The organism is Kitasatospora sp. MBT66, from assembly GCF_000710405.2.
GTDB lineage: Bacteria > Actinomycetota > Actinomycetes > Streptomycetales > Streptomycetaceae > Kitasatospora > Kitasatospora purpeofusca.
Window position 1 is genome coordinate 604,359 of sequence record NZ_JAIY01000006.1, and the last position, 25,291, is coordinate 629,649.

Annotated in this window: 18 protein-coding genes and 2 pseudogenes; 10 read left to right on the forward strand and 10 right to left on the reverse strand. The window is 73.7% G+C overall.

Annotated elements, in window-relative coordinates; genetic code table 11:
- Positions 1–208: 208 nt before the first annotated feature.
- The 3 genes from BI06_RS15215 to BI06_RS15225 all read right to left on the reverse strand — a co-directional run bounded on the left by BI06_RS15215 (position 209) and on the right by BI06_RS15225 (position 3,359).
- Entirely contained in the window at positions 209–1,231 is a 1,023-nt protein-coding gene (locus BI06_RS15215) for an MBL fold metallo-hydrolase (RefSeq protein WP_051741332.1), read from the reverse strand.
- A 253-nt stretch (positions 1,232–1,484) separates the two neighbouring features.
- A complete protein-coding gene (locus BI06_RS15220; protein WP_030394990.1) occupies positions 1,485–2,231 on the reverse strand; it encodes a hypothetical protein in 747 nt (248 codons plus the stop codon).
- 207 nt (positions 2,232–2,438) lie between these two features.
- Complete coding sequence (locus tag BI06_RS15225; RefSeq protein WP_043468596.1) at positions 2,439–3,359, reverse strand: GNAT family N-acetyltransferase; 921 nt, start codon at positions 3,357–3,359, stop codon at positions 2,439–2,441.
- A 434-nt stretch (positions 3,360–3,793) separates the two neighbouring features.
- On the opposite strand from BI06_RS15225, the pseudogene BI06_RS46330 reads away from it, so the two are divergent.
- From BI06_RS46330 to BI06_RS15245, 3 genes and pseudogenes are all read left to right on the forward strand, one after another.
- Positions 3,794–5,079, forward strand: a pseudogene (locus BI06_RS46330) (DUF692 domain-containing protein).
- A gap of 184 nt (positions 5,080–5,263) precedes the next feature.
- A complete protein-coding gene (locus tag BI06_RS53570; protein ID WP_043468602.1) occupies positions 5,264–6,346 on the forward strand; it encodes a TIGR04222 domain-containing membrane protein in 1,083 nt (360 codons plus the stop codon).
- Between the two features lie 99 nt (positions 6,347–6,445).
- Entirely contained in the window at positions 6,446–7,222 is a 777-nt protein-coding gene (locus tag BI06_RS15245) for a TIGR04222 domain-containing membrane protein (protein WP_030394995.1), read from the forward strand.
- A 73-nt stretch (positions 7,223–7,295) separates the two neighbouring features.
- Here the strand turns inward: BI06_RS15245 and hemQ are convergent, their stop codons facing one another.
- Genes hemQ through BI06_RS15260 form a run of 3 tightly spaced genes read right to left on the reverse strand, consistent with a single transcriptional unit; the run spans position 7,296 to position 10,085 of the window.
- On the reverse strand, positions 7,296–8,021 hold the full coding sequence (gene hemQ, locus BI06_RS15250) for a hydrogen peroxide-dependent heme synthase (RefSeq protein ID WP_030394996.1): 726 nt from the start codon (positions 8,019–8,021) through the stop codon (positions 7,296–7,298).
- Positions 8,018–9,454, reverse strand: coding sequence for a protoporphyrinogen oxidase (gene hemG, locus BI06_RS15255; RefSeq protein ID WP_043468605.1), 1,437 nt, complete (start codon positions 9,452–9,454; stop codon positions 8,018–8,020). Before hemG ends, hemQ begins: the two co-directional genes overlap by 4 nt.
- Positions 9,455–9,488: 34 nt before the next feature.
- Positions 9,489–10,085, reverse strand: a complete 597-nt coding sequence (locus tag BI06_RS15260; RefSeq protein WP_043469629.1) for a Uma2 family endonuclease — start codon at positions 10,083–10,085, stop codon at positions 9,489–9,491.
- 220 nt (positions 10,086–10,305) lie between these two features.
- On the opposite strand from BI06_RS15260, the gene BI06_RS15265 reads away from it, so the two are divergent.
- Positions 10,306–11,295 carry a DUF4349 domain-containing protein gene (locus BI06_RS15265; RefSeq protein ID WP_149030383.1) on the forward strand — a complete coding sequence of 330 codons (990 nt, stop codon included), beginning with the start codon at positions 10,306–10,308 and terminating at the stop codon, positions 11,293–11,295.
- Positions 11,296–11,349: 54 nt separating this feature from the next.
- Here BI06_RS15265 and hemE read toward each other — a convergent pair whose 3' ends face one another.
- The gene (hemE, locus tag BI06_RS15270) at positions 11,350–12,363 is read right to left on the reverse strand and encodes a uroporphyrinogen decarboxylase (protein WP_233290209.1); all 1,014 of its coding nucleotides are present in this window, start codon (positions 12,361–12,363) and stop codon (positions 11,350–11,352) included.
- Positions 12,364–12,692: 329 nt separating this feature from the next.
- On the opposite strand from hemE, the gene BI06_RS15275 reads away from it, so the two are divergent.
- From BI06_RS15275 to BI06_RS15295, 5 genes are all read left to right on the forward strand, one after another.
- Positions 12,693–13,355, forward strand: a complete 663-nt coding sequence (locus BI06_RS15275; protein ID WP_030395001.1) for a DUF3000 domain-containing protein — start codon at positions 12,693–12,695, stop codon at positions 13,353–13,355.
- Between the two features lie 317 nt (positions 13,356–13,672).
- Positions 13,673–14,401 (forward strand): response regulator transcription factor, encoded by a 729-nt coding sequence (locus tag BI06_RS15280; protein ID WP_030395002.1) that lies wholly within the window; start codon positions 13,673–13,675, stop codon positions 14,399–14,401.
- Between the two features lie 166 nt (positions 14,402–14,567).
- Positions 14,568–15,845 (forward strand): ribonuclease D, encoded by a 1,278-nt coding sequence (locus BI06_RS15285; RefSeq protein WP_051741078.1) that lies wholly within the window; start codon positions 14,568–14,570, stop codon positions 15,843–15,845.
- Positions 15,846–16,101: 256 nt separating this feature from the next.
- Complete coding sequence (locus BI06_RS15290) at positions 16,102–17,319, forward strand: acetyl-CoA C-acyltransferase (protein ID WP_030395004.1); 1,218 nt, start codon at positions 16,102–16,104, stop codon at positions 17,317–17,319.
- 2 nt (positions 17,320–17,321) lie between these two features.
- Positions 17,322–19,451, forward strand: coding sequence for a 3-hydroxyacyl-CoA dehydrogenase NAD-binding domain-containing protein (locus BI06_RS15295; RefSeq protein WP_043468609.1), 2,130 nt, complete (start codon positions 17,322–17,324; stop codon positions 19,449–19,451).
- A 111-nt stretch (positions 19,452–19,562) separates the two neighbouring features.
- Here BI06_RS15295 and BI06_RS15300 read toward each other — a convergent pair whose 3' ends face one another.
- The 3 genes from BI06_RS15300 to BI06_RS15310 all read right to left on the reverse strand — a co-directional run bounded on the left by BI06_RS15300 (position 19,563) and on the right by BI06_RS15310 (position 24,568).
- Positions 19,563–21,104 carry a glycosyltransferase family 39 protein gene (locus BI06_RS15300; RefSeq protein WP_233290160.1) on the reverse strand — a complete coding sequence of 514 codons (1,542 nt, stop codon included), beginning with the start codon at positions 21,102–21,104 and terminating at the stop codon, positions 19,563–19,565.
- A gap of 157 nt (positions 21,105–21,261) precedes the next feature.
- Complete coding sequence (gene dxs / locus BI06_RS15305; RefSeq protein WP_043468611.1) at positions 21,262–23,181, reverse strand: 1-deoxy-D-xylulose-5-phosphate synthase; 1,920 nt, start codon at positions 23,179–23,181, stop codon at positions 21,262–21,264.
- A 202-nt stretch (positions 23,182–23,383) separates the two neighbouring features.
- Positions 23,384–24,568, reverse strand: a complete 1,185-nt coding sequence (locus BI06_RS15310; RefSeq protein WP_030395008.1) for an ROK family transcriptional regulator — start codon at positions 24,566–24,568, stop codon at positions 23,384–23,386.
- A gap of 530 nt (positions 24,569–25,098) precedes the next feature.
- Between BI06_RS15310 and BI06_RS52905 the strand changes: the two are divergent.
- Positions 25,099–25,291, forward strand: a pseudogene (locus BI06_RS52905) (hypothetical protein); the annotation flags it as partial.

The following is a 25,291-nucleotide window of genomic DNA, read 5'->3' on the forward strand; positions in this document are numbered from 1 at the left end:
GGCGGCGTCGGCCCGGGCCACGGCGCGCGAGCGGCCGCGCGCCAGGAGCGCGGCGGCCACGAGCGCGGCGAGCGCGATCAGCGCCAGGGCCGGTACCAGGAACTGCGTCATCGACGTCCTCGGAGTTTCCTTGTACGAAGAACGGGCTCGGTCGGGGTGCCGACGGCCGGGTGCCGCAGGCCGGGGCTCGGGCTGTGGTGGCCGGGGCTCAGGCCGTGGCGCGGCCGTCCGCGCGCGGGCGGGGTGCCCGGCGGTCGGTGTCCTCGTCGATCTCACGGGCCACCAGCGCCACCTGGTTCATCGCCGCCAGGATGTTCGGCACCTCGCTGCCGTCCAGGTGCCGGTACTCGGCGGCGACGGTGAGCACCAGCCGCTCGGGCAGGCCGAGTTCGGGGTAGCGCTGCTCGGCGATGATCCGGCGGGCGGCGTCCAGCGCGGTGAGTCCGGCGCGGTGCAGGGCGTGGGTGCGCTCGCGGACGTGGGTGAGGTAGGCGATGTGCTCGTGCACGCCCGGGCGGTCGAGCACCGGTCCGTGGCCGGGCACGACGATCCGGGCGCCGGTGGCCAGGATCCGCTCGCAGGCGGCGATGACGTTCTCCAGCGGACCGGCCCAGTGCGAGGGGTGGTCGCCCGGCTGGGCGGCGGTCGAGCCGAAGATCACGTCGCCGGTGAACACCGCGCGCTGGTGCGGGAGGTGGACGATGAGGTCGCCGCCGGTGTGGGCTGCGGGCAGGCCGGTGATCTGCACCGGGTACTCCCCCACCCGCAGTTCCAGCTCGCCCTGGAAGACGGTGTCCGGGTGCACGGGATCGGTCGCGGACCAGTCGAACTGCCCGAAGTGGCGCCGGAGGTAGTCGCCGAGCGGCGAGTCCGGGTCGCTCCCGGTGACCAGCGCGTGGGTCTGCTGGGGCGTCGGCTCCCAGTGGATGTGCTCCAGCGCCTCGCGGGTGGCGATCACCTCGGCGTCCGGCAGCACGCCCGCGCCCCAGAGGTGGTCGCCGTTGGCGTGAGTGACGACGATCCGGTCGACGTCGACGCCGTCGGCCAGCCGCTTGCGGCTCTCGGCGAGGAACTCGGCGGCCAGCGAGGGGTCGTAGGGGGTGTCGATCCACAACGCTGTCCGTCGACCGGCGAGCAGTCCGCAGTTGGCCAGGCCCCAGCCCCGCTTCGGCGGGAGCCAGACGTACAGGTCCTCGGCAATCGCGCTCACGTTCGCACGGTTGATCGTCATGGCCGCGATTATGCCGATGATGTGACAGCGGTGGAGCGAAACCCTGGCGTTTTCGGCCATTCCCCGCCCCGGACTCTCCCGTCCCGCCCCTTTCCTCCCGGTTCGCCGCCCGCCACCGTTCCGGGATCCGGTCAACGCGCGCCCGGCATCCGGTCGGTGTGTGCCCGACATCCGGTCGGCGCGGCCTCGGGCGGACGGCCGACGCGGCCCGGACCGAGGTCCGACGCGGCCCGGGCGGACGGCCGACGCGCGGTCAGCCGGACGGCAGCACGCGGCAGACCTCCACCGTCACGTCCACGGTGTCCAGGCCGATCACCCGGCCCTCGACGGCGACGAATCCTTTCTCCCCCGAGCGGAACAACCCGGCCAGTGGGGACTGCCGCCCGGCCGCCGCGAGCGCCTCCACCCCCATCGCCGAGCCGAAGGCGAAGACCCCGCAGAGCACCACGCAGGGCGCCTGCCGCGAGGTCCGGGTGACGAACACGAAGCCGTGGTCGCGGACGAGTTCGTCGGCCGCGTTGTACTGCGCCTCGAAGGCCATCCCGCCCCAGCGGGCCCGGGCCGCCTGCGGGTGCTCCAGCCGGAAGTCCGGGAAGTCGGTGGCCAGGACGCCCGCCGAGTAGGCGTTGACGCTCGGCCCGCCGACCGAGAAGGTCGGCATCCTCGGGTCCTGCGCGCCCGCGGTGACCAGCTCGATGGTGGCCTTGCGGTTGATCTTCCGCAGCAGGTCGGTGAGTTCGGCGATCGCCCGCGCCTCGGCCATCGGCATGAACAGCACGTTCCGCGGGCCCCGGCTGGTGAGCCGGCAGCCGTCCTTGGCGTAGGCGAACTCGCCGACCTCGATACTCGGCGTGACTATCTGCACCCGGCTGTACGGGCCGAGCAGCGCGCGCAGGAAGCCGTAGCGCAGGAAGAGGCGGGTCCGGGCGAGCGACCGCGCCGCGAGAAAGCCGATCACCGCCGGAACGAACCCGATCAGTATCTGGAGCAGGATCTCCACGGCACCCCCGCGATGACTCGGGCACGAACTGTCGGCGCCGATGTGATGCCCCGTAGAACCCCGGGAACTCCCGAGCCGGGCCGACACCCGGCGTCCACGCCCCTCCACGCCCCCGATTCACCCGTCCGGCCCAGTCCGCCGGCCCGGCGGGCGTCACACTCCGTCATTGGTGGACGGGACAGGACCAGCCCGGTCGGGGCAGGCCCGTCAGCCGCCCAGACGCTTGACGAACTTCCGCTCACTGGCACAGCGTTCGTAGCCCAGCCAGGCGTTGATCGCCAGCATCGGCGCGTTGGTCGCGTCGTTCGAGGTGTACGCGTGCCGCAGACCGGCCTCCCGGGCCAGGCGCAGCGACTCCAGCTTGGCGAGCTTGGCCAGCCCCCGGCCGCGGAACTCCCGGCGGCAGGCGGTGAACGCCGACCAGTACCGGTCCGCGCCGTCCGTGTGGACGGCGGTGAACGCCGCCGGACGGCCGTCGACCGCGGCCACGACGCTCAGACCGGCGTCGAAGGCCGGGCGTTGCCACTCACCCGCGAGCCACTCGTCGTAGTCGGCGGCGTCCATCACCACCTCGCCCGGCTCGTCCCGTATCGCGTCCGCCTCGACCAGGAACACCGGGTGCGGGTCGGCCGCCCAGTCGCGCGCCGGGCTCAGCTCGACGCCGGCCGGCAGCGGCGGGGCCTCGGGCAGCGGACGGGCGAGGTCCCGGGCGCCGAAGTGGGCGATCCGTCCCTCGGTGAAGCCCCGGGCCGCGGCGAAGGCGCGCGGGCCTGGCTCCTCGTCCACCCAACTGTGCAGTTCGACCACGCCGTGCCCGGCCAGGTGCCGTTCGGCGGCGGCCAGCAGGGCGGTGAAGGCGCCGCGTCGCCGGTACTCGGGCAGGACACTGCCGTTGGCGTGGCCGACGCCGGTCGTGCTGGTCCCGGTCACCACCCCGCAGCGGACCGAGCCGACCACCCGGCCGTCCAGCTCGGCGACGAAGGTGCGGTAGTGGCCCCTGGTCCGCTGGGCGTTCAGCCAGACGAACATCTCGGGCGCCTCGACCAGGTGCTCACGCCCGGCCCGGTGGGCAGCCGCCACGGCCCCGGCGTCCTCGGGGCGGAAGTCACGAATCGTCAGCGGTGTCATAGCTGCGTCACAGTAGCCACCGTCGGTCCGTCCGCGAACTCGTTTTCCACCGCAACCGCCCCCACCAGCGGCGATGCGGGAAATTCGGGCCGAGGTCGCGGATTGACTCAACGCCAAGCTCAAGTAATGCTCTGAGATGACCGGTCGAGGCTTGGCAGCCGCTCAGTCCGGGGACATGCTCAGCACCACAGCCCGGCGGCCCTGGCGACGAGGCCCGCGCCGACCGACGGCTTTCCACCCAGCCCTCCGAAGGGGGCGCACCGATGACCTCCCCCGCCCTGCGGACCGCTCCGCAGCCGCCCGCAACGACGACGGGCACCACCGGCAGCACCACTGTCAGCACAACCACCGGCACCGCCGACACCACGGGCACGGGCACCACGGGCACCGGCACCGCGCGCCGGCTCGGCGTCGGCCTCGGCTGGCGCAGCGAGATCGACACCGTGGTCGAGCGGCAGCCCGGCCTCGACTGGGTCGAGGTCGTCGCCGAGAACATCTGCGACGACCACCTCCCCGCCTCCCTGCGGATCCTGCTCGACCGGGGCCTCACCGTGGTCCCGCACGGTGTCGGGCTCGGCCTCGGCGGCGCCGACCGGCCCGACCCGGCCCGGCTGGCCAGGCTCGCCGGGACTGCCGAGCTGCTCGGCTCCCCGGTGGTCACCGAGCACCTGGCGTTCGTCCGGGCTGGCGGCCTGGAGGCCGGCCACCTGCTGCCGGTGCCGCGCTCGCGCGACGCCCTGCGGGTGGTCGCCGAGAACGTGCGGATCGCCCAGGACCAGTTGCCGGTGCCGCTCGCCCTGGAGAACATCGCCGCCCAGCTGGCCTGGCCGGACGACGAGCTGACCGAGGGGCAGTTCCTGGCCGAGCTGGTCGAGCGGACCGGGGTCCGGCTGCTGATCGACGTCGCCAATCTGCACACCAACCGGGTCAATCTCGGCATCGACCCGGCCGCCGAACTGGACCGGCTGCCGCTGGAGGCGCTCGCCTACGTGCACGTCGCGGGCGGCACCATGGTCGACGGTGTCTGGCACGACACCCACGCCCACCCGGTCACCGAACCGGTGCTGGAGGTGCTGGCCGAGCTGTGCTCCCGGGTCGCGCCGCCCGGGGTGCTGCTGGAGCGCGACGCCGCGTTCCCGCCGCCGGCCGAGCTGGCGGCCGAACTCGACGCCGTCCGGCGGGTGCTGGAGGGCGGTCGGTGACCGCCGCCCCCGGCGCGGACGCCGCCGCCGTCTCCGCGTCCGGCACCGACACCGTGTCCGCCATCGACTCCGCTCTCTCCACCGACGCCGTTTCCGTCACCGACGCCGCGCGGGCCCGGCTGGCGACCCGGCAGACCGAACTGCTCACCGCCCTGGTGGCCGGCGGCCCGGTGCCGCCCGGCTTCGACCCGGCGCAGGTGCGCGCCCAGGCGACCGGCCTCGCCGCCAAGCGGCGCGACACCGCCGCCAAGGTGGTCCCGGACCTGCCCCGCCTGCTCGGCGCGCAGTACGGGCCGCTGTTCCTCGCCTACGCCCGCGGCAATCCGCAGACCGGCGGCTACCGCGCCGACGCCCGGGCCTTCGCCGAGTGGGCACTCACCGGCCGCCCGGAACCGTCCGAGGACCAACGACGGGACCTGGAACGCTGGCTCCGTCCGGCGCCCGAGGACCGTTCCGAACGCCGGCCCGGCCCGCTCGCCCGCCTGCGCCGCGCCCTGCGGCCCGGCCGGGAGGCCTGAGCACCGGGCCCGCGCCCGCGCCCGCACCGCACCACTCCCTTCAGCACCCGTGCCCGTCCGCCCCGACGCCGCGCCCGCCCGGGCCGCGCGTCCGTCCGGACCGCACCCCAGCACCGCCCCACCACCGCCCCACGACGGCGCCACGCGCGCCCGAACCATGTCTCACCACCCGGGGGAACCACTCATGTGGCACAACGCCTTCTATCTCGTGCCCGGCCTCCTGCTGGCCGCCACCGTGCTCTACGCGCAGCAGGCCAAGCAGGCCGCGCAGCGCGTCAGCGACCCCAAGGGCCTGCCCGGCCGCGGCATCGCCCTGCTGGAGGCCGCCTTCCTGTCCGGGGGCCCGGGCCGGGTCTTCGACACCGCCCTGGTCCGGATGCACCGACGCGGCCACGTCGTGGTCAGCCGCTCCCGGCTGGTCACGCTGACCGCCAGTGAGCCCCTCGACGAGGTCGACGGCGCGATCGTCGACGCGATCGGCCCGTCCCGCAGCCGGGACCTCGACTCGCTGCGCGTCGCGGTGATGCGCGCGCCCGCCGTCCAGGCCGTCGGCGACGCCCTGGCCGCCCGCGGCCTGCTGCGCAACCCGGAGCGGCTGCGCCGGGCCCGGACCGCGAACCGGACGATCTGGCTCGCCCTGGCGGTCACCCTGGCGTTCGCCGGGGCCGCCCTGCTGCTGGCCTCCGACGAGCCGGGCAGCGACGGCCCCTCGCTCTGGATCCCGATGGTGCTGCTCGTCCTCGGCCTGGTCTCGCTGCTGGCCACCCGTCCGCCCAAGGGCCGGGTCACCCCGGCCGGGCGGCGCCAGCTCGGGCTGATGGACACCGGCAAGCCCTGGCAGCCGCACCACGGCGCGTTCGTGAGCGGCGCGGACGCCGTGCTGCTCGGCGCCGTCGCGATGGGCGGCCTGGCCCTGGTCGGCGCCGACGGCCTCGGCGACGCGGAACTGCACGAGGCGATGCTCGCCGCGGCGGCCACCGACCAGTCGGCCCGGGCCTTCGCCGCCGCCGGCGGCGGCCCCTCGTCCTCCGGTTCCTCCGGTTCCTCCGGCTCCTCCTGCGCGACCGGCCCGGCCACCTGGTGCGGCTCCTCCTCGGACTCCTCCGGCTCCTCCGGCTCCTGCGGTTCCTCGGGTTCGGGCTGCGGCAGCTCCGCCAGCTGCTCCTCCGGCTCCAGCTGCTCCTCGGGCTCCTCCTGCGGGTCCTCCTCGGGCTCCAGCTGCGGCGGTGGCTCCAGCTGCGGCGGCGGCGGGGGCTGCGGATCCTGAGCCCCGGCCGGGGGCCGAGGACGCACCGGACGTCACAGTTCGGTATCGCGGTCCGGGAAGACGTTCCGCGTGCGGCGCGGCCGGGACTACAACAAGCCCATGTGGTTGCTCTTCCTCCTCCCGGCCTGCGTCGCCGCGGTGCTCTCCTGCATCCGGCTCGTCCGGACGACCGCCACCGCCGACGCGCTGTCCGGTCAGGAGGGCCCCCGGCCGTCCGAGGCGGTGGGGATCGGGCTCTACGAGACGGCGTACCTGGCCGGCGGACCGGACCGGGTGGTCGAGCTGGCGCTCGTCCTGATGGCCTCCCGGGGGCGGCTGCACCTCGCCCACACCGGCTGGACCACGGTCGTCGACCCGCGCGGCCGCAGCCGGCTGGAACGCGCGGTGATCGCCACCGTCGGCCCCGAGGGCCAGTGCCGCACCGACGACCTGCGGCTGGCGATGGCCGCGCACCCCACCGTGCTGGAGATCGGCAGCCGGCTCTCGCTCGCCGGGCTGGCCACCCCGGCGACGGTGCGGCGGCACACCGTGCTGGTGGTCCGGCAGGTCCGGCAGGCGCTGCTGCTCTCGGTGGTGCTGCTGGCCGTGGCGCTGGTCGTCGGCGGCCTGACCGACGGTGACGCGCTGACCCCGCTGGCCTGGTTCTCGCTGCCGCTGGTGCTCACCTCGGGCACCCTGCTGATGGCCCGGGTCGACGTCTACCCGTACACCCGCTGGGCCTCGCCGATCGGCCAGGAGGTGCTCCGCGAGGTCCGCCCGCCGCGCCAGCACGGCCTCACCGACGACGACGAGCGCGAACTGCTCACCGCCGTCGCGATGAACGGCCCCGCCGCCCTCCAGGACGCCCGGCTGCGCGCCGCCCTGCGCCGCCACTGACACGCCGAAGGGCCCGTCCCGCACGGAATTCTCCGGCGGAGGGGCCCTTCGGCGTGTCAGTGCACGGGCTTGCTCAGACCAGGCCGTTCAGCAGCTCGGCGACCGGCTTGCGGCGCCCGGTGAAGAACGGCACCTCCTCGCGGACGTGCAGCCGGGCCCGGGACGGGCGCAGGTCGCGCATCAGGTCCACGATCCGGTGCAGCTCGTCCGCCTCGAAGGCGAGCAGCCACTCGTAGTCGCCCAGCGCGAACGAGGCGACCGTGTTGGCCCGCACGTCGGGGTAGCCGCGCGCCATCTGGCCGTGCTCGGCGAGCATCGCGCGCCGCTCGGCGTCCGGCAGCAGGTACCACTCGTAGGAGCGCACGAACGGGTACACGCAGACGTAGTCGCGCGGGCGCTCGTCGGCGAGGAACGCCGGGATGTGCGACTTGTTGAACTCCGCCGGGCGGTGCAGCGCCATGTTCGACCAGACCGGCTCCAGCTGCCGGCCCAGGCCGGTGCGGCGGAAGCGGTTGTACGCCTCCTGGAGGTCGTCCGAGTCGGCGGCGTGCCACCACACCAGGATGTCGGCGTCCGCGCGCAGACCGGACACGTCGTAGGTGCCGCGCACCGTGACGTCCTTGGCCTCCAGCTGGGCGAACAGCTCCTCGACCTCGGTGACCAGGCCGGTGCGGTCCTCGGGCAGCGCGCCCTTGAGCTTGAACACCGACCACATGGTGTAGCGGATGACCTGGTTCAGGTCCCGCGCCTTCAACTTGGCGGGCTGCTCGGCGGCCTGCTGCTCAGCGGTCTCAGTCATGCGCCCATTGTCCTCTCGGTGACGTTCGCCCCGGCCAGCGGGGTCAGTACTCGGTCGAGCGCGGCGACGGCCGCCCGGGCGCTCGCGACGCACGCCGGGATGCCCACGCCGTCGTACGCGGCCCCGCACACGGCCAGCGCCCCCACCCGCTCCGCCGCCGCCCTGATCCGGGCCACCCGGTCCAGGTGGCCGACCGGGTACTGCGGCAGTCCGGCCCGCCACCGGGTGACGGCGGTGTCGTAGGGACGGGCGGTCAGGCCGATCGCCTCGCCCAGGTCGGCCAGCGAGCGGGCGACCAGCTCCTCGTCCGCCAGCTCCAACGGCTCCTCCTCGCGCAGCCGGCCCAGCGAGGTGCGCAGCACGAAGGCGTCCGGCGCGGACCGCTCCAGCCAGCCCCACTTGTTGGAGGAGAAGGTGGACGCCTTGATCCGGCGGCCGTCCACGGGCGGGACGAGGAAGCCGCTTCCGGCCGGGGTGCGGGCCAGGTCGGCGCGGCGGAAGGCCAGGGTGACCAGCGCCATCCCGGCGTACTCCACGGTGTCCAGTTCGGCGGCCGCGGCGGGCGCGTCGGCGCGCAGCAGCCGGGCGGCGGCCGGCGCGGGCACGGCCAGCACGACGGCGTCCGCGGCGAGCACCTCGCCGTCGCCGGTGGTCACCCGCCAGCCGTCGGGGGTGCGGCGCAGCTCCGTCACCTCGGTCCGGGTGCGCAGCTCGACGCCGGCCTCGGCGCAGGCCGCGGCGACCGCCTCCGGCAGGGTGCCGAGGCCGCCGCGCAGGCCCTGGAACACGGGGGTGCCGACGGTCGCCGGCCGGGTGGCCAGCCGGTGCACGCCCTCGACCAGGGATCCGCCGCCGCGGGCGACCGGCAGCAGCGCGGGCACCGCGGCGCGCAGCGAGATCTCGCCGCTGTGCCCGGCGTAGACACCGCCGAGCAGCGGCTCCACCAGCCGGTCCACGACCTCGCGGCCGAGCCGGTCGGCGACGTAGCGGCCGATCGCGACATCGTCCGCGACCGCCTCCCCGACCACCTCGTGCCGGGCCCGCTCCAGGCCCTCGGGGCTCAGCACACCGGAGTCCGCCAGCGCGGCGAGGTCCCCGGGCACGCCCATCACCTGTCCGCCGGGCAGCGGCCGCAGCGCGCCCCTGGTCCAGATCGCGGCCTTGGCGGTGGTCGGCGGCTCCAGCCGCTCCGCGAGCCCGACGGCCCGCGCCAACTCGACCGCCTCCGGCCGCCGGGCGAGCATCGACTCCGCCCCGAGATCCACCCGGACCCCGCCGACCTCGCCGCCCCGCAGCTTCCCGCCCAGCCGCTCCGACGCCTCCAACAGCGTCACCCGCGCCCGCGCCGGCTCCCCCGCACCCCCACCGACCACGGCCGCTGCGGTCAGCCCCGCGATCCCGCCGCCGATCACCACGACATGTGCTTGCGCCATGCCTCGCAGTCTCGCAGGTCTTTACACCTTTGCCTCAATCCGCCCGCTTCTGCCCCTTGCGGGCGGGCACGAGCGCGTCCAGGTCGATGTCGACCGGGAACGGCACCGGCCGCTCCAGCCGCTCGCGGAAGATCCCGGCCGCCACGTAGGCACCCGTCGAACAGTCCAGTTCGTGGACGTGGACCACCGGCAGGTCGTTCTCCTCCTCGACCACCCAGTAGTGCGGGATGCCGGCCTCGGCGTACTTCCGCCACTTGACCGTGCGGTCCCGATGCGCCGACTCGGGAGAGACGACTTCGACGACGAGAGACACCTCATCAGGCGCGAACAGGGTCCGATCAGGGTCGTACGGGGCAACGGTCACGATCAGATCAGGTTCGGGACGATTCCGCTTGTCGAGCCGAATCGTCATCTCCCGACCCACCCTGCTGCCCTCGGGCACCTGAGCACGCAACGCGATCACCAGATCGGTGACGAGCTCACCGTGCCACCAACGCTGCGGGGACATCATGAAGACCAGTGCTCCGTCGATCAGTTCGGTGTGGCGCGGCGCCTGCGGCAGACGGTCGAGGTCCTCGGCGAACCATCCCTCGGCGCGGGGCGGGTACATCCAGTCCGGCAACTCGCTCATGCGGACCACGGTAGCGACTCCGGGGCAAGCGCGGAGCCCGTCGGGCCCCCACGAGCCCGAGGTGTACCGACGGACGGGGCGCCTTGTCCTGCTCGCGGCCGAGACGTGATCGAGCTGCGACCTCCCGGGTGGGTCCGGAGCGGGGCGGGGCCCGTCGAAATGGTGCGGGTGCCCCGGGAGGGGGCGCCGGGAAGCACCGGACGACGGGGAGGGCTCGATCGTGGCACGAGGACGAGGGCGGCGCAGAGCGGGGGCGCTGGCGGCGGTGGCCGTGGCGGCGGTGCTGGCGGCGGGCTGCTCGGCGGACAGGGACGGCGGCAGCAAGGACATGTCGGCGGCCGCCCCGGCGCAGGCCGCCGCCGGGGAGGCGGCCAAGGGGGACGCCTCCGTCGGGGCACCGGGAGTGGCCTCGGTGGCGCCCAAGGCGCCGCCGGCCGGGCCGACGGGTGCGGCGCCGGCGGTGGACAGCCGGCAGATCGCGTACTCGGCGCAGCTGACGGTGCGGACGGCCCAGGTGGACACGGTGCTGGCGAAGGCCCGGGACCTGGCCGTCGCGGCGGGCGGCTATGTGGCGAGCGAGACCGGGAGCTCCGGCGGGGACGGCGGACCGCAGAGCGGGCAGATCACGGTGAAGGTGCCCTCGGCGGCGTTCCAGCCGACGCTGGACCAGCTGGCCGGGCTCGGCGAGGTGCTCTCCCGGCGCAGCCAGGCGGAGGACCTGACCCAGCAGGTCGCGGACGTCAACAGCCGGATGCAGAGCCAGCAGGCGAGCGTGGACCGGGTGCGCGCGCTGATGGCGCAGGCGAAGACGCTGGCCGAGATCGTCAGTCTGGAGAGCGAGCTGAGCCGGCGGGAGTCGGACCTGGAGTCGCTGCAGAAGCAGGTGAAGGAGCTGTCGGCGCGGACCTCGCTGTCCACCGTCACGCTGGACGTGCGGCAGAAGACCGGCCCGGTCCAGGACGTGCCGGACGCGCCGAAGGACAAGGGGTTCTGGGCCTCGGTCGGCTCGGCGCTCGGCGGCGGCTGGCACCTGCTGGGCGCGATCGTGCGCGGGGTCGCCGTGACGGTGGCCGCCGTGCTGCCGTTCCTGCTGGTGGCCGCGCCGGTGGCGGCGGTGGTGCGGGCGGTGCGCCGACGGCGGAAGCCGGTCCCGGTGGCACCGGAGCAGGAGCAGGACCGGGCCGAGGAGGAAGAGGAGCCCGCGAACTGATCCCGGACCCGCCGGTGGCGGCCCCCTCCGCGGGGGCCGCCACCGGACGTCGGGTCAGCGGGCGCTGGCCTCGTGCACGAAGGCGACCAGGCGGCTGAGCGCGTCCGGGTCCATGCTCGGCATGACGCCGTGGCCGAGGTTGAAGATGTGGCCGCTGCTGCCGATCGCCTGGGCGGCGTGCAGCACCTCGCGGGCCTTGGTCTCGACCGCGCTGGTGGGCGCGAAGAGCACCGCCGGGTCGAGGTTGCCCTGGAGGCCCTTGCCGGGGCCGACCCGCTCGGCGGCGACGTTCAGCGGCACCCGCCAGTCGACACCGACCACGTCGGCGCCGGCCTGGCCCATGAGGCCCAGCAGCTCGCCGGTGCCCACGCCGAAGTGGATCCGCGGCACGCCGTACCCGGCCACCGCGTCGAACACCTTGGTGCTGGCCGGCATCACCGAGCGGCGGTAGTCGTCCGGCGCGAGCGCGCCGACCCAGGAGTCGAACAGTTGGATCGCCGAGGCGCCGGCCTCGATCTGCACCTTGAGGAAGGCGGCGGTGATCCCGGCCAGCCGGTCGAGCAGGGCGGCCCACAGGTCGGGCGCGCCGTACATCATGGCCTTGGTGTTCTCGTGGTTCTTGGACGGCCCGCCCTCGATCAGGTAGCTGGCGAGCGTGTAGGGCGCACCGGCGAAGCCGATCAGCGGGGTCGGGCCGAGCTCGTCCACGAGCAGGCCGACGGCCTCGGTGATGTAGGGGACGTCGTCCGGCTCCAGCGGGCGCAGCCGCTCCAGGTCGGCGAAGGTCCGGATCGGGTCGGCGATGACCGGGCCGATGCCGGGCTTGATGTCGACGTCGATGCCGACCGCCCGGAGCGGCACCACGATGTCGCTGAAGAAGATCGCCGCGTCCACCTTGTGCCGGCGCACCGGTTGGAGGGTGATCTCCTTGACCAGCTCGGGCCGCATGCAGGACTCCAGCATGGGGATGCCCTCGCGGACCTTCAGGTACTCGGGCAGCGAGCGGCCCGCCTGGCGCATGAACCACACCGGGGTGTGCGGTACCGGCTCGTGCCGGCAGGCGCGCAGGAACGCCGAGTCGTACGCGGCGCCGCGGCGCGCGTCGGGCTGCTGACCGGGGGTGGCGCCGGTCGGGGGGGTTGCCGTCGTCTCGCTCACGCTCCAAATCTTCGCACGCGGCCCGGACCGGCCCGTCCCGGCGGTCCCGTTGCTTCCTCCAGGATCCGAACAGGGATCCGACCGGGGTTCCGGACGAGGATCCGGCGGGACCCCGGGCGGGACCCCGAACATGGATCCGGCCGGGATCCGGCCGGAGATCTGGCCGGATTGCCGCCCCGGCGCGCCGCGCGGGCAGAAGTTACGGCGATTACCCGGGTTTTCGACCTAGTCTTCGGGTCATGGCAGCGGTCGGAGGGCACCCCGCACAGGGTGGCGGAGCAGGTGGCGGAACGGGTCGGGAGGCGGCGCCGAGCGAGTTCCGGGCCGCCGTGGAGGCGTTCTCCGGTGCCCGGCTGCGCCCCGAGCTCGTCCTCTCCCCCGCCCCGGCCCCGCGCCGGCTGGCGCCGCACTCCTTCGCGCTGACCGCCACCGTCGAGGTCGACGGCGAGGAGCTGGCCGACGGCCGGCTGGTGCTGCTGCACGACCCGGCCGGGCAGGAAGCCTGGAACGGGGACTTCCGCGTGGTCACCATGACCCGGGCGGAGCTGGAGCCGGAGATGGCCGGCGACCCGATGCTCTCCGAGGTCGGCTGGGCCTGGCTGCTGGACGCGCTGCAGGCGCACGGGGCCGGGTACACGGAGCCGTCGGGCACGGTGTCGCTCTGCGCCTCGCAGTACTTCGGCGGGCTGGCCGAGCGCGCGTCCACCACCGAGATCGAGATCAGGGCGTCCTGGACGCCGGCCGACGGCCGCTTCGAGCGGCATCTGGCGGCCTGGGGGGACCTGCTCTGCATCAGCGCGGGCCTGCCGCCCGCCGCAGCGGCGCCGCACGCGCCCGCCGACGTCACGTCACTCGGTGGAGTGGTCCCGATGCCCGCCAGGCGACGTCCGCGCTCGCACTGAGGAGTGGCGCCGCCGCGGCGTCATCACCGGACGCACCGCCACCCCCAGGGCTGACGGAGTGTGACTTCGGTGCGGCTCTCCGTCAATAAACCGGTCGAATCCGACTGCTTCGTGTCGAGCCTGATCGATTTTGTGCGAATTCCAGGCATGTCGTAATCAGTCACCTGCGCGATTTGTCCGTATTGTTACTCACTAGATCGTGATCTTTCGCTAAAGCCGGGCACGGATGCTGCCGAAGCAGACTGTGACCCTTTCCGAACGCGGAACACTCCGACCGCCCCCTCGGGGTTCCGTCCGCCACTCCCGCAGGAGGCCTGGTGTCGGTCCTTCTTGAGCACCCCGCAAACGTGGTCGCCTACCGCCCGACCAAGCCCACCGCCATGGTGGTCATCGCCGATCCCCGCGTCCGAAACACCGTCACCCGTCACCTCTGGGCGCTCGGCGTCCGGGACGTGATCGAGGTGTCCTCCATCGCCGAGGCCCGCCCCCGGGTCTCCACCCCGCGCGACATCTGCGTCGCCGACGTCCACCTCCCCGACGGCTCGGGGCTGACCATCCTCGCCGAGACCCGCGCCGCCGGCTGGCCCAACGGGCTGGCACTCTCCGCGGCCGACGACATCGGCGCGGTCCGCAGCGCGCTGGCGGGCGGGGTCAAGGGCTACGTCGTGACCGGCACCCGCACCAATGTCGCCATGCCGGGCCGCCCGGGCCTGCCGCTCGGCGCCGCCGGGCTGGCCGGCCGGATGCGGCGCCCCGGGATGCCGGGCATGCCCGGCGCGGCCGGGGCCCCCGGCGGCGCCCCCGGTGCCCACGGCGCCCACGGCGCTCCGGGCGCCCAGCAGACCGCCTACCGCGAGCTGTCCGGCCGCGAGGTCGAGGTGCTGCGACTGGTCGCCGAGGGCCAGTCGAACAAGGCGATCGGCGTGGCGATGGGCCTCTCGGCCCTCACCGTGAAGAGCCACCTCGCCCGGATCGCCCGCAAGCTCGGCACCGGCGACCGGGCCGGCATGGTCGCGGTCGCGCTGCGCACCGGCATCATCCACTGAGTCCCGGCGCCGCTGCGGCGGCCCAGGAGGAACGTTTCCTCCCGGGCCGTCACCGCGGCCGGGAACGCCCCCCGGGGCCCGTCCGGAGAGCCTCGGGCGGGCCCCTTCATCGGTCTGACCAGTCCGACAACACTCCCGGTCGCGGGGTCCGTCGTACCCTTGGTAGGTGACCGACGCCGTAGCAGCCATCCCAGAAGAAGCAGCCCCGGTCCCGCTCCTCGAGCCGAAGGAGGGGATCCCTCCGGTCGTGGCGGACGAGCGGGCGCTGGCCGACACCGTCGCCGCCTTCGCCGCGGGATCCGGACCGGTCGCCGTCGACGCCGAGCGGGCCTCCGGCTACCGCTACGGCCAGCGGGCGTACCTCATCCAGCTACGCCGCGCGGGCGCCGGGTCCGCGCTGATCGACCCGATCGCCTGCCCCGACCTCAGCGGGCTGGGCGCGGCCCTCGCGGACACCGAATGGGTGGTGCACGCCGCCACCCAGGACCTGCCCTGCCTGGCCGAGGTCGGCATGAGACCGCAGCGACTGTTCGACACCGAGCTGGCCGGCCGGATCGCCGGCTTCGCCCGGGTCGGCCTCGGACCGATGACCGAGAACGTGCTCGGGCTGAGCCTGGCCAAGGAGCACTCGGCGGTGGACTGGTCCACCCGTCCGCTGCCCGAGCCGTGGCTGCGCTACGCCGCTCTGGACGTCGAGGTGCTGGTCGAGCTGCGCGACGCACTCGAACAGGAGCTGGACGCCCAGGGCAAGCTGGACTGGGCCCTGGAGGAGTTCGCGGCGATCGTCGCCGCCCCCCGCCCGGCCCCGCGGACCGACCCGTGGCGCCGCACCTCGCAGCTGCACAAGGTCCGCCGGCGCCGCCAGCTGGCCGTGGTGCGCGAGCTGTGGCTGGCCCGCGACCGCACGGCGCAGGAGCGGGACGTCTCGCCGGGCCGGGTGCTCTCGGACGCCGCGATCGTCAACGCCGCGCTGGCCATGCCGCTGAACATCGCGGCACTGCAGGGCGTCCAGGGCTTCGGGCCCCGGGTGCACCGGCGTCAGCTGGAGCAGTGGCTGGCCGCCGTCCAGCGCGGGCGGGAGGTGCCGGAGAACCAGCTGCCGCCGGCCGCCGCACCGCACGACGGCCCGCCGCCGCCGCGCGCCTGGGCCGAGAAGGACCCGGTGGCGGCCGCCCGGCTGAGCGGGGCGCGCGCCGCGGTCGGCGAGCTGGCCGAGCGGCACCACCTGCCGGCCGAGAACCTGATCACCCCGGACCTGGTCCGCCGGGTCTCCTGGGAGCCGCCGGCCGACGCCTCGGCCGCCAACGTGGCCGCCGCGCTGCGGCGGCTCGGGGCCCGGCAGTGGCAGGTGGACCTGGTCGCGCCGACGCTGGCCACCGCCTTCGCCGAGGCGGCGAAGGCCGGCGCCGAGGCCAAGGCCGGCACGGCCGCGCAGCAGGGCTGAGCGGGCAGGAACAAGGAAGAGCAAGGAAGGGGATGTCGCCCGGAGCGGGCGGCATCCCCTTCGTCGTCCCCGGACCGCGGCGGGCGGGTGAATCAGGGAGTGGGCGACAACACATCCGGTGTTGCGGCTTCCGGGCCTGGGCATGGTGGTTACCGACGGGTAGCATGGCCGTGGGCGGCGCCGCCCGCGTCCATTCGTGCGACGGCTCGCGGCAGCCTGCCCACCTGAACCGTTGGTCCCTGGGAGGAGAGCCCCCGTGCCTCGTACCGCGAGGGACGTCGTCTTCGTCGATGGCGTCCGCACCCCGTTCGGCAAGGCAGGCCCGAAGGGCATCTACCACGAGACCCGTGCCGACGACCTCGTCGTCAAGTGCATCCGGGAGCTCGTGCGTCGTAACCCGAACCTGCCCGTCGAGCGCATCGACGAGGTCGCGATCGCGGCCACCACGCAGATCGGTGACCAGGGTCTGACGATCGGCCGCACCGCAGCACTGCTGTCGGGCCTGCCGAAGTCCGTCCCCGGCTACGCGATCGACCGCATGTGCGCCGGCGCGCTGACCGCCGTGACCACCACCGCCGGCGGCATCGCCTTCGGCGCCTACGACGTGGTCGTGGCCGGTGGCGTCGAGCACATGGGCCGCCACCCGATGGGCGAGGGCGTCGACCCGAACCCGCGCTTCGTCTCCGAGAAGCTCGTCGACGAGTCCGCCCTGTTCATGGGGATGACCGCGGAGAACCTGCACGACCGGTTCCCGCACATCACCAAGGAGCGCTGCGACGCCTACGCCGTGCGCTCGCAGGAGAAGGCCGCCAAGGCGTACGCCAACGGCGACATCCAGCCCGACCTGGTGCCGATCTCGATCCGCAACACCAACCCCGAGGTCGGCGAGACTGGCTGGGGCCTGGCCACCGCGGACGAGCCGATGCGCCCGGGCACCACGATGGAGAGCCTGGCCGGCCTGAAGACCCCGTTCCGCCCGCACGGCAACATCACCGCGGGCAACTCGGCCGGTCTGAACGACGGTGCCACCGCCTCGCTGCTGGCCGCCGAGGACGTCGCCGAGGAGCTCGGCCTCCCGGTCCGGATGCGCCTGGTCTCCTACGCCTTCGTCGGCGTCGAGCCCGAGGTCATGGGCATCGGCCCGGTGCCGGCCACCGAGAAGGCGCTGGCCAAGGCCGGTCTGACCATCGACGACATCGGCGCGTTCGAGGTCAACGAGGCCTTCGCCGTGCAGGTCCTGGCGTTCCTGGACCACTACGGCATCGCCGACGACGACGAGCGCGTCAACCCGTTCGGCGGCGCGATCGCGTTCGGCCACCCGCTGGCCTCCTCGGGCGTGCGCCTGATGAACCAGCTGGCCCGCCGCTTCGAGCAGCGCCCGGACGTCCGCTACGGCCTCACCACGATGTGCATCGGCTTCGGCATGGGCGCCACCATCGTCTGGGAGAACCCGCACTTCGAGGGTGGTAAGTGAGCATGAGCACCACGACTGAGCTGCTGACCCGCGGCGCCGAGCTCTTCCCCGGCGAGGTCGTCACGACCGCGCACGTCCGCCACCTGGACCTGCCGCTGCAGGCCGGCCGGCTGGCCCTGATCACCCTGGACAACGGCTTCGACCACACCAAGCCGACCACCTTCGGCCCGGGCTCGCTGCTCAAGCTGAGCGAGGCGCTGGACCAGGTCGAGGCCGAGGCCGCCGAGGGCACGATCGTCGGCGCCGCGATCACCGGCAAGCCGTTCATCTTCGCGGTCGGCGCCGACCTCAAGGGCGTCGAGCTGCTCCAGCAGCACGCGGACGCGCTCGCCATCGGCAAGGGCGGCCACGAGGTCTTCAAGCGGATCGCCGCGCTGCCCGTCCCGACCTTCGCCTTCTACAACGGCGCGGCGATGGGCGGCGGCGTCGAGGTCGGCCTGCACTGCGACTACCGCACGGTGTCGGCGGGCGTCCCGGCGTTCTCGCTGCCCGAGGTCTTCCTCGGCCTCGTCCCCGGCTGGGGCGGCTGCAGCATCCTGCCGAACCTGATCGGCCCGGCCAAGGCCGTCAAGGTGATCATCGAGAACTCGATGGCGCAGAACAAGCAGCTCAAGGGCAAGGACGTGTTCGAGCTGGGGATCGCCGACGCGATCTTCGAGCCGGCCGACTTCCTGGAGCAGTCGCTGCTCTGGGCGGCCAAGGTCCTCAAGGGCGACGTGGCCGTCGAGCGCGAGGCGATCGACCGCGGCAAGGCCTGGGACGACGCCGTCGCCTGGGGCCGGATGGTCGCCGACGCCAAGGTGCACGGGGCGGCCCCGGCCGCGTACCGGGCGCTGGACATCATCGCCCAGGTGAAGGACCAGGACCTGCAGGCCGGCTTCGACGCCGAGGACGCGGCCCTGGCCGACCTCATCATGGGCGGCGAGCTGCGCAGCGGCATCTACGCCTTCAACCTGGTGCAGCGCCGGGCCAAGCGCCCGGTCGGCGCGCCGGACAAGTCGCTGGCCCGCCCGGTCTCCAAGGTCGGCGTCGTCGGCGCCGGTCTGATGGCCTCGCAGCTGGCCCTGCTGTTCGCGCGCCGGCTGGAGGTGCCGGTGGTCCTCACCGACATCGACCAGGAGCGCGTCGACAAGGGCGTCGGCTACGTCCACGCCGAGATCGACAAGCTGCTCGGCAAGGGCCGCATCGGCAAGGACAAGGCCAACCGCCTCAAGGGCCTGGTCTCCGGCTCGCTCGACAAGGCCGCCGCCTTCGGTGACGCGGACTTCGTGATCGAGGCCGTGTTCGAGGAGATGGGCGTCAAGCAGACCGTCTTCGCGGACCTGGAGAACGTGGTCTCGCCGACCTGCGTGCTGGCGACCAACACCTCCTCGCTCTCGGTCACCGAGATGGCCTCGAAGCTGAAGCACCCCGAGCGGGTCGTCGGCTTCCACTTCTTCAACCCGGTCGCGATCCTCCCGCTGCTGGAGATCGTCCGCGGCGAGAAGACCGACGACGTCTCGCTGGCCACCGCCTTCGGCGTCTCGAAGAAGCTGAAGAAGACCGCGGTGCTCTGCAAGGACGCCCCGGCGTTCGTGGTGAACCGGATCCTGACCCGCTTCATGGGCGAGATCCAGGGCATCATCGACGAGGGCACCCCGATCGCCACCGTCGAGAAGGGCGTCGAGCCGCTCGGCCTGCCGATGTCCCCGATCGTGCTGCTGGAGCTGGTCGGCCCGGCCATCGCGCTGCACGTCTCGGAGACCCTGCACGGCGCGTTCCCGGAGCGGTTCACCGTCTCCGAGAACCTCGGCCGGGTGGTCAAGGCCGGCAAGCGCGGCTTCTACACCTGGGTGGACGGCCAGCAGGTCCTCGACCCCGAGGTGCTGGAACTGCTCACCTTCGGCGACACCGTGCTGACCGAGGAGCAGGTGCTGGGCCGCGCCCTGGAGGCCGTCGCCCAGGAGATCGGTCTGATGCTGGAGGAGGGTGTCGTCGCCGAGGCGCAGGACATCGACCTCTGCATGATCACCGGCGCTGGCTGGCCCTTCCACCTGGGCGGGATCACCCCGTACCTGGACCGTGAGGGCATCTCGGAGCGTGTGAACGGCAAGCGCTTCCTCGCCCCGGGCCTGGCCTCCGTGCCCGCCTGAGGATGACGACAGAGGGCCCCGGTGACCTGATCGGTCACCGGGGCCCTCTGTCGTTCTCCCGCGGCCCGTACGGGGCCGTCGCGGGCCTTCCGGCGGGTGCCGGGCGCGTCGTCAGCGCTTGAGGCGGTAGACGACGGTGTCGGCGAAGACGCCGACCATCTCGTAGTGGGTGTCCAGCAGGTTCTCGATCTTCGGGATCATGCCCGGCTGGTACGGCGCGAGGCCGGAGTCGTCGACGACCACCTCGGGCAGGCCCTTGGCGATCTCCTGGTCGAAGGTCTGCCAGGCGTTGGCCATCGAGAACTGCTCGCCGACGTTGGGGCTGCCGTCCTTGCCGCCGCTGTAGTTGGTCAGGAAGCCGGCCGTGAGGTACCGGGTGGCGGGCTTGCGGTCGGCGAGCCAGTACAGCTCCGGGTGCATGCCCCAGACCAGCACGGTGTCCTTGGGCGTGGTCTGCGCGGCGACGGCGGTGGCGACCTCGGTGGTGCGGTCCAGCCGCTCCCCCGGCCAGGCCAGCGCCAGGCCCCAGAAGACGGTGGCGGCGGCCGTGGTGTACACCAGCACCGGCTTCCAGCGGACCGCCGAGGTGGCGACCGCCCCGGTGCCCAGCAGCACCAGCGGGGGCATCAGCTGGAGGTAGTAGTGGCCGAAGAAGTGGAAGCCGACGCTGACCGCGACCACCGAGGAGAGCAGCCACATCCACAGGTCGGTGGTGGAGCCGTGCTCCTCGCCGGCGACCGGCAGCGGTCGGTGCCGGTACTTCAGCCACAGTCTCCGGCCGACCGGCAGCAGGAAGCCGAGCCCGGCGCCGACCAGGATCGCCGAGTTGCCGAGCGCCCGCCCGACCATCTGCAGCCAGGCGCCGCCGGAGGTGGCGTAGTCGCCGCTGCCGGTGACCACCCAGAACAGGAAGCCCTTGGGTTTGGTCAGGATCACCGAGACCAGCGCTATCGGCAGGGTGAAGCCGAAGCCGATCTTGAACAGGGCGGGGATCCAGCGGACGCCGCGCTGCCGGGCGTCCTGGAAGAGCATCCAGAGCACCGGCAGCAGCACCGCGCCGCCGGTCTGCTTGGTCAGCGAGCAGAGCGCCACCGCGATGCCCGCGGCCAGCCAGCGGCGGCGTTCGGCGTAGCGGAAGGCGGCCACCATGGCGGGCAGCATGAAGACCTCGAAGGTCGCCGCCTGGGTGTCCTCCGGGGAGAGCCCGATCGAGACCAGCAGGTAGAGCAGTCCGGCGCCGGCGCCGGCCCGGTTGCCCCAGCGGCCGCGGGCGATCGAGGCCAGCAGGATCGCGGTGACCAGGTGGGCGGCCACCGCGAGGGTGCGCAGCGGCCAGAGCGAGGCGGAGCCGAAGACCGTGAAGCAGGCCTGGTAGAGCCAGGGCAGCAGCGGGGGCTTGCGGTCCACCACGGTGTCGTAGAGCACGCCGCCGTCGGCGAGCATCCGGGCCTGGGTGGCCAGGAAGCCCTCGTCGGGGCTCCAGACCGGGCGGACGAAGGACGGCAGGTGGGTGAGCAGGGCGACCAGGGCCAGCAGCGGCACCAGCCGCGACCAGTAGCCCGTCCTCACCCACTCCCAGCCGTCGGCCGGGGGTACCCCCAAGGGCAGGCGCTCGGTGAGCGCGGTCGAGCGGGTTCGGGTGGGGGTCGGCACGGATGACAACCTACCGGGCGGAATCGGCACGGGCAGCGCCGGTCCCGCCTTTGGTGCGATTATCGGCCTCACTGTTGCAGAGCTGTCGCAGAGCCGGGGCGGAGTGCCGCCGACCGGGGCTCTCCCCCGGACGGCGGTACTCCGCGCGGCGGAGCGGTCAGGCCTCGACGGTGGCGACGTCCAGCCGGGAGACCAGGGCGGTCACCTGGCGGGCGATGTCCGGGGCGGTGAGGCCGATCTCGGCGAGGATCTCCGTGCGCGAGGCGTGGTCCAGGAACTGCTGCGGGATGCCGAAGTCACGCAGCGGCAGGTCCACGTCCGCGTCCCGCAGCGCCTGGGCGATCGCCGCGCCGACACCGCCGACCCGGCCGTTGTCCTCGACCGTGACGACCACCCGGTGCTCGGCGGCCAGGCCGGGCAGCGCCGGGTCGACCGGCTTGACCCAGCGCGGGTCCACCACGGTGGAGCTGATGCCCTGGGCGGCCAGCAGGTCGGCCACCTCCAGGCACATCGGGGCGAGCGCGCCGACCGAGACGATCAGCACATCGGCCCGGCGGCCGTCCTCGGCCCCGCCGAGGGAGTCGGGCACGGCGGCACGCAGGACGTCCATGCCGCCGACCGTGCCGACCGCGGGGACGGCCTCGCCGACCGAGCCCTTGGAGTAGCGGACCACGGTCGGGGCGTCCTTGACCTCGACGGCCTCGCGCAGCTGGGCGCGGACCTGGTCGGCGTCGCGCGGGGCGGCGAGCCGCAGGCCGGGGACGACCTGGAGGATCGACATGTCCCACATGCCGTTGTGCGAGGCGCCGTCGGTGCCGGTGACGCCGGAGCGGTCCAGCACGAAGGTGACGCCCAGCTTGTGCAGGGCGACGTCCATCAGCACCTGGTCGAAGGCGCGGTTGAGGAAGGTCGCGTAGACCGCGAAGACCGGGTGCAGTCCGCCGGTGGCCAGGCCGGCCGCGCTGGTGACGGCGTGCTGCTCGGCGATGCCCACGTCGAAGATCCGGTCCGGGAAGGCCTCCGCGAACGGGGCCAGGCCCACCGGGTGGAGCATCGCGGCGGTGATGCCGACGATGTCCTCGCGCTCGTGGCCGAGCGCCACCATCTCCTCGGCGAAGACCGAGGTCCAGTCCTTGCCGGAGCTCTTGATCGGCAGGCCGGTCTCCGGGTGGATGACGCCGACCGCGTGGAAGCGGTCCTCGTCGTTGTTCTCGGCGGCGTGGTAGCCGCGGCCCTTCTCGGTCAGGCAGTGCACGATCACCGGGCCGCCGAAGCCGCGCGCCTTGGTGAGCGCGGACTCCAGGGCGGTGAGGTCGTGGCCGTCGATCGGGCCGATGTACTTGAGGCCGAGGTCCTCGAACATGCCCTGCGGGGCGATGAAGTCCTTCAGGCCCTTCTTGGCGCCGTGCAGGGTCTCGAAGAGCTGCTGGCCGACCACCGGGGTGCGCTGCAGCGCGTCCTTGCCCCAGGACAGGAAGCGCTCGTAGCCCTGGGTGGTGCGCAGGGTCGCGAGGTGGTTGGCGAGGCCGCCGATGGTCGGCGAGTAGGAGCGCTCGTTGTCGTTGACGACGATGACCAGCGGGCGGTCCTCGGCGTCGGCGATGTTGTTGAGCGCCTCCCAGGCCATGCCGCCGGTGAGCGCGCCGTCGCCGATCACGGCGACCACCGGGTCGTGCTTGCCCAGCAGCTGGTTGGCCTTGGCCAGGCCGTCGGCGTAGGAGAGCACGGTGGAGGCGTGCGAGTTCTCGATCACGTCGTGCTCGGACTCGGCGCGCGAGGGGTAGCCGGACAGGCCGCCCTTCGTCCGCAGCCCCGAGAAGTCCTGGCGGCCGGTGAGCAGCTTGTGGACGTAGCTCTGGTGGCCGGTGTCGAAGAGGATGCGGTCGCGCGGGGAGTCGAACACCTTGTGCAGCGCGATGGTGAGCTCCACCACGCCGAGGTTCGGGCCCAGGTGGCCGCCCGTCTTGGAGACCTCGGTCACCAGGAAGGTCCGGATCTCCTGGGCCAGTGCGGCCAGCTGTCCGGGCGTGAGCCGGTCGAGATCGCGCGGTCCCCGAATGCGGGTCAGCAGGGCCACCCGTTCCTCCTCGTTCGTGTTCGCGGACCGGAGGTCCGACGGGCGTCGCTGCCCGGTGTCGACCGGTCGAGTCTAATGTCCGCCCACCGGACGCCGGGCGGGGCGTCCGGTGCCGACGGCCGGTACGCGCCAGTCACCTCGGCGGTCACCCTTTCGAGTGAACGTGGAAAACCGGCGTGTCGTTGCACCCGGCCGGGGCGGCTCAGGGACGGGCGACGGCGAGCGCGCTGGAGTCCCCCGCCTCGCTCATGACCAGGGCGAGCGCGCCCAGGACCTCGGCCCGGCCGCCCAGGGTACCGGGGACCACCGACAGCTGGCGGGCGGCGCTGGGGATCGCGTAGCGGGCCACCGAGTCGCGGATCGGCGCGAGCACCAGCTCGCCGGCGTCCGCGAGGTCGCCGCCGAGGATCACCCGGCGCGGGTTGAGCAGGTTGCAGAGGGTGGCCACACCGGTGCCGATCTGCCGGCCCGCGTCGGCGATCACCCGGCGGCAGCCGAGGTCGCCCTGGTGGGCCAGCTCCACCACCCGGGTCAGGCTGAGCTCGGGGCCGAGGGTCGGGGTGAGCAGGTTCAGCAGGTAGCGGGAGCCGACGAAGGTCTCCAGGCAGCCCCGGTTGCCGCAGCGGCAGACCGGGCCGGCCTCGTCCAGGGTGATGTGGCCGATCTCGCCCGCGGTGCCGCCCGGGCCCCGGTAGATCTGCCCGTTGACCACCAGGCCCGCGCCGACGCCGCTGGCCACCTTGATGTAGGCGAGGTCGCTCAGGCCCCGGCCGGCGCCCCAGACCAGCTCGCCGAGGGCGCCGAGGTTGGCGTCGTTGTCGACGTGCACCGGCATGCCGAGGCGCTCGGCCAGCTCGCGGCCGGGGGCGATGCCGGTCCAGCCGGGCAGGATCGCGGTGGAGCCCAGCGCCCCGGTCTCCACGTCGATCGGGCCGGGCACGCCCAGGCCCACGCCGATCACCTTGTCCGGACGGAAGCCGGCCTCCGCGAGCAGCCGCTCGACCAGGGCCTCGGCCCGGTCGAAGCCCTGCGCGGCCGAGACGTCGACGTCCATCGGGGCGCTCTCCTCGGCGAGGACCCGGTGGGCGAGGTTGCCGACCGCGACCCGCAGGTGGGTGTGGCCGAAATCGATCCCCACCACGATGCCCGCGTCACCGCTGAGCGAGACGCTGCGGGCGCGCCGTCCGCCGGAGGAGGTGTCGGCCACCACGACGGTGCCGCTCTCCTTCAGTTCTCGGACGATGTTGGACACCGTGGCCGCCGAGAGTCCGGTCCCGCGGGCGATCTCGGCCTGGGTCAGCGAGCCGGCCATCCGCACCGCGCGGAGGACTCGTTCCAGGTTGGCCCGGTGCAGCGAGGACTGCGAGCCCGGAGTGTCCGTCGACATGATCCACCCTCCCAAGGGGGCCGGGGACCCCTCCGCCGGGTGTCCCCTTTCAACTCCTGAAGCCTAGGGCCTGTCTCCTGGATTTTGTCGGGCAAGGTCGCGGCGGTGGGGTGCGTGCATCGCAAGGCGGAGGAGGGAGCCACTACGGTGGGGGCACCTCCCGGCCGAAGGCTGGGGGCCATTGGCGACCGACGACAACGCGGCGAGGTGCGTGCCCCACCGCCGCGACCCCGGCAAGGATCCAGGAGACAGGCCCTGAGGCCTGTCCCCAGGTGAAGGCACGGGGGAGAGTGGGCGAAGGGCCGGTGAGGGAGAAGAAGCCGCCAAGGGGGCGCGAACGGGCCCGCGGAGCGGTCCCGGCCCAGGTCGGCGGGGCGGGCCGGGAGCTGACAGCGCCGCAGGTCGGCGCGGGGGCGGCCGTGAGCCCGGGTTCCGGCGCAGGTGCGAAAACCGGCCCCCCGTACGATGGTGCCCAATCTCACCCGTCCCGGCGGCCGCGGATGCGCGCCGCTCCCGGGACGATTCCAGACATGACGGGGCATCAGATGGCAGGGGACAACCCTACACCGGGGGCTGGCGAAGCTTCCGGCGGCGGTCCGGACAACCGGGGCGTCTCGCTCGGACGCCCGGCGGGCGGCGTCGACCCGGCGGCCGTGGCCGACCAGCAGACACAGCTCGACGGGGCCGCGGTCCCCGGCCAGGCCGCACCGCCGGCCCCGGCCG

Coding starts and splice junctions, on each gene's coding strand:
- BI06_RS15215 (WP_051741332.1), bottom strand. CDS start 1,231: ATGACGATCAACCGTGCGAACGTGAGCGCGATTGCCGAGGACCTGTAC.
- BI06_RS15225 (WP_043468596.1), bottom strand. CDS start 3,359: ATGACACCGCTGACGATTCGTGACTTCCGCCCCGAGGACGCCGGGGCC.
- BI06_RS53570 (WP_043468602.1), top strand. CDS start 5,264: ATGTGGCACAACGCCTTCTATCTCGTGCCCGGCCTCCTGCTGGCCGCC.
- BI06_RS15245 (WP_030394995.1), top strand. CDS start 6,446: ATGTGGTTGCTCTTCCTCCTCCCGGCCTGCGTCGCCGCGGTGCTCTCC.
- hemQ (WP_030394996.1), bottom strand. CDS start 8,021: ATGACTGAGACCGCTGAGCAGCAGGCCGCCGAGCAGCCCGCCAAGTTG.
- hemG (WP_043468605.1), bottom strand. CDS start 9,454: ATGGCGCAAGCACATGTCGTGGTGATCGGCGGCGGGATCGCGGGGCTG.
- BI06_RS15260 (WP_043469629.1), bottom strand. CDS start 10,085: ATGAGCGAGTTGCCGGACTGGATGTACCCGCCCCGCGCCGAGGGATGG.
- BI06_RS15275 (WP_030395001.1), top strand. CDS start 12,693: ATGGCAGCGGTCGGAGGGCACCCCGCACAGGGTGGCGGAGCAGGTGGC.
- BI06_RS15295 (WP_043468609.1), top strand. CDS start 17,322: ATGAGCACCACGACTGAGCTGCTGACCCGCGGCGCCGAGCTCTTCCCC.
- BI06_RS15310 (WP_030395008.1), bottom strand. CDS start 24,568: ATGTCGACGGACACTCCGGGCTCGCAGTCCTCGCTGCACCGGGCCAAC.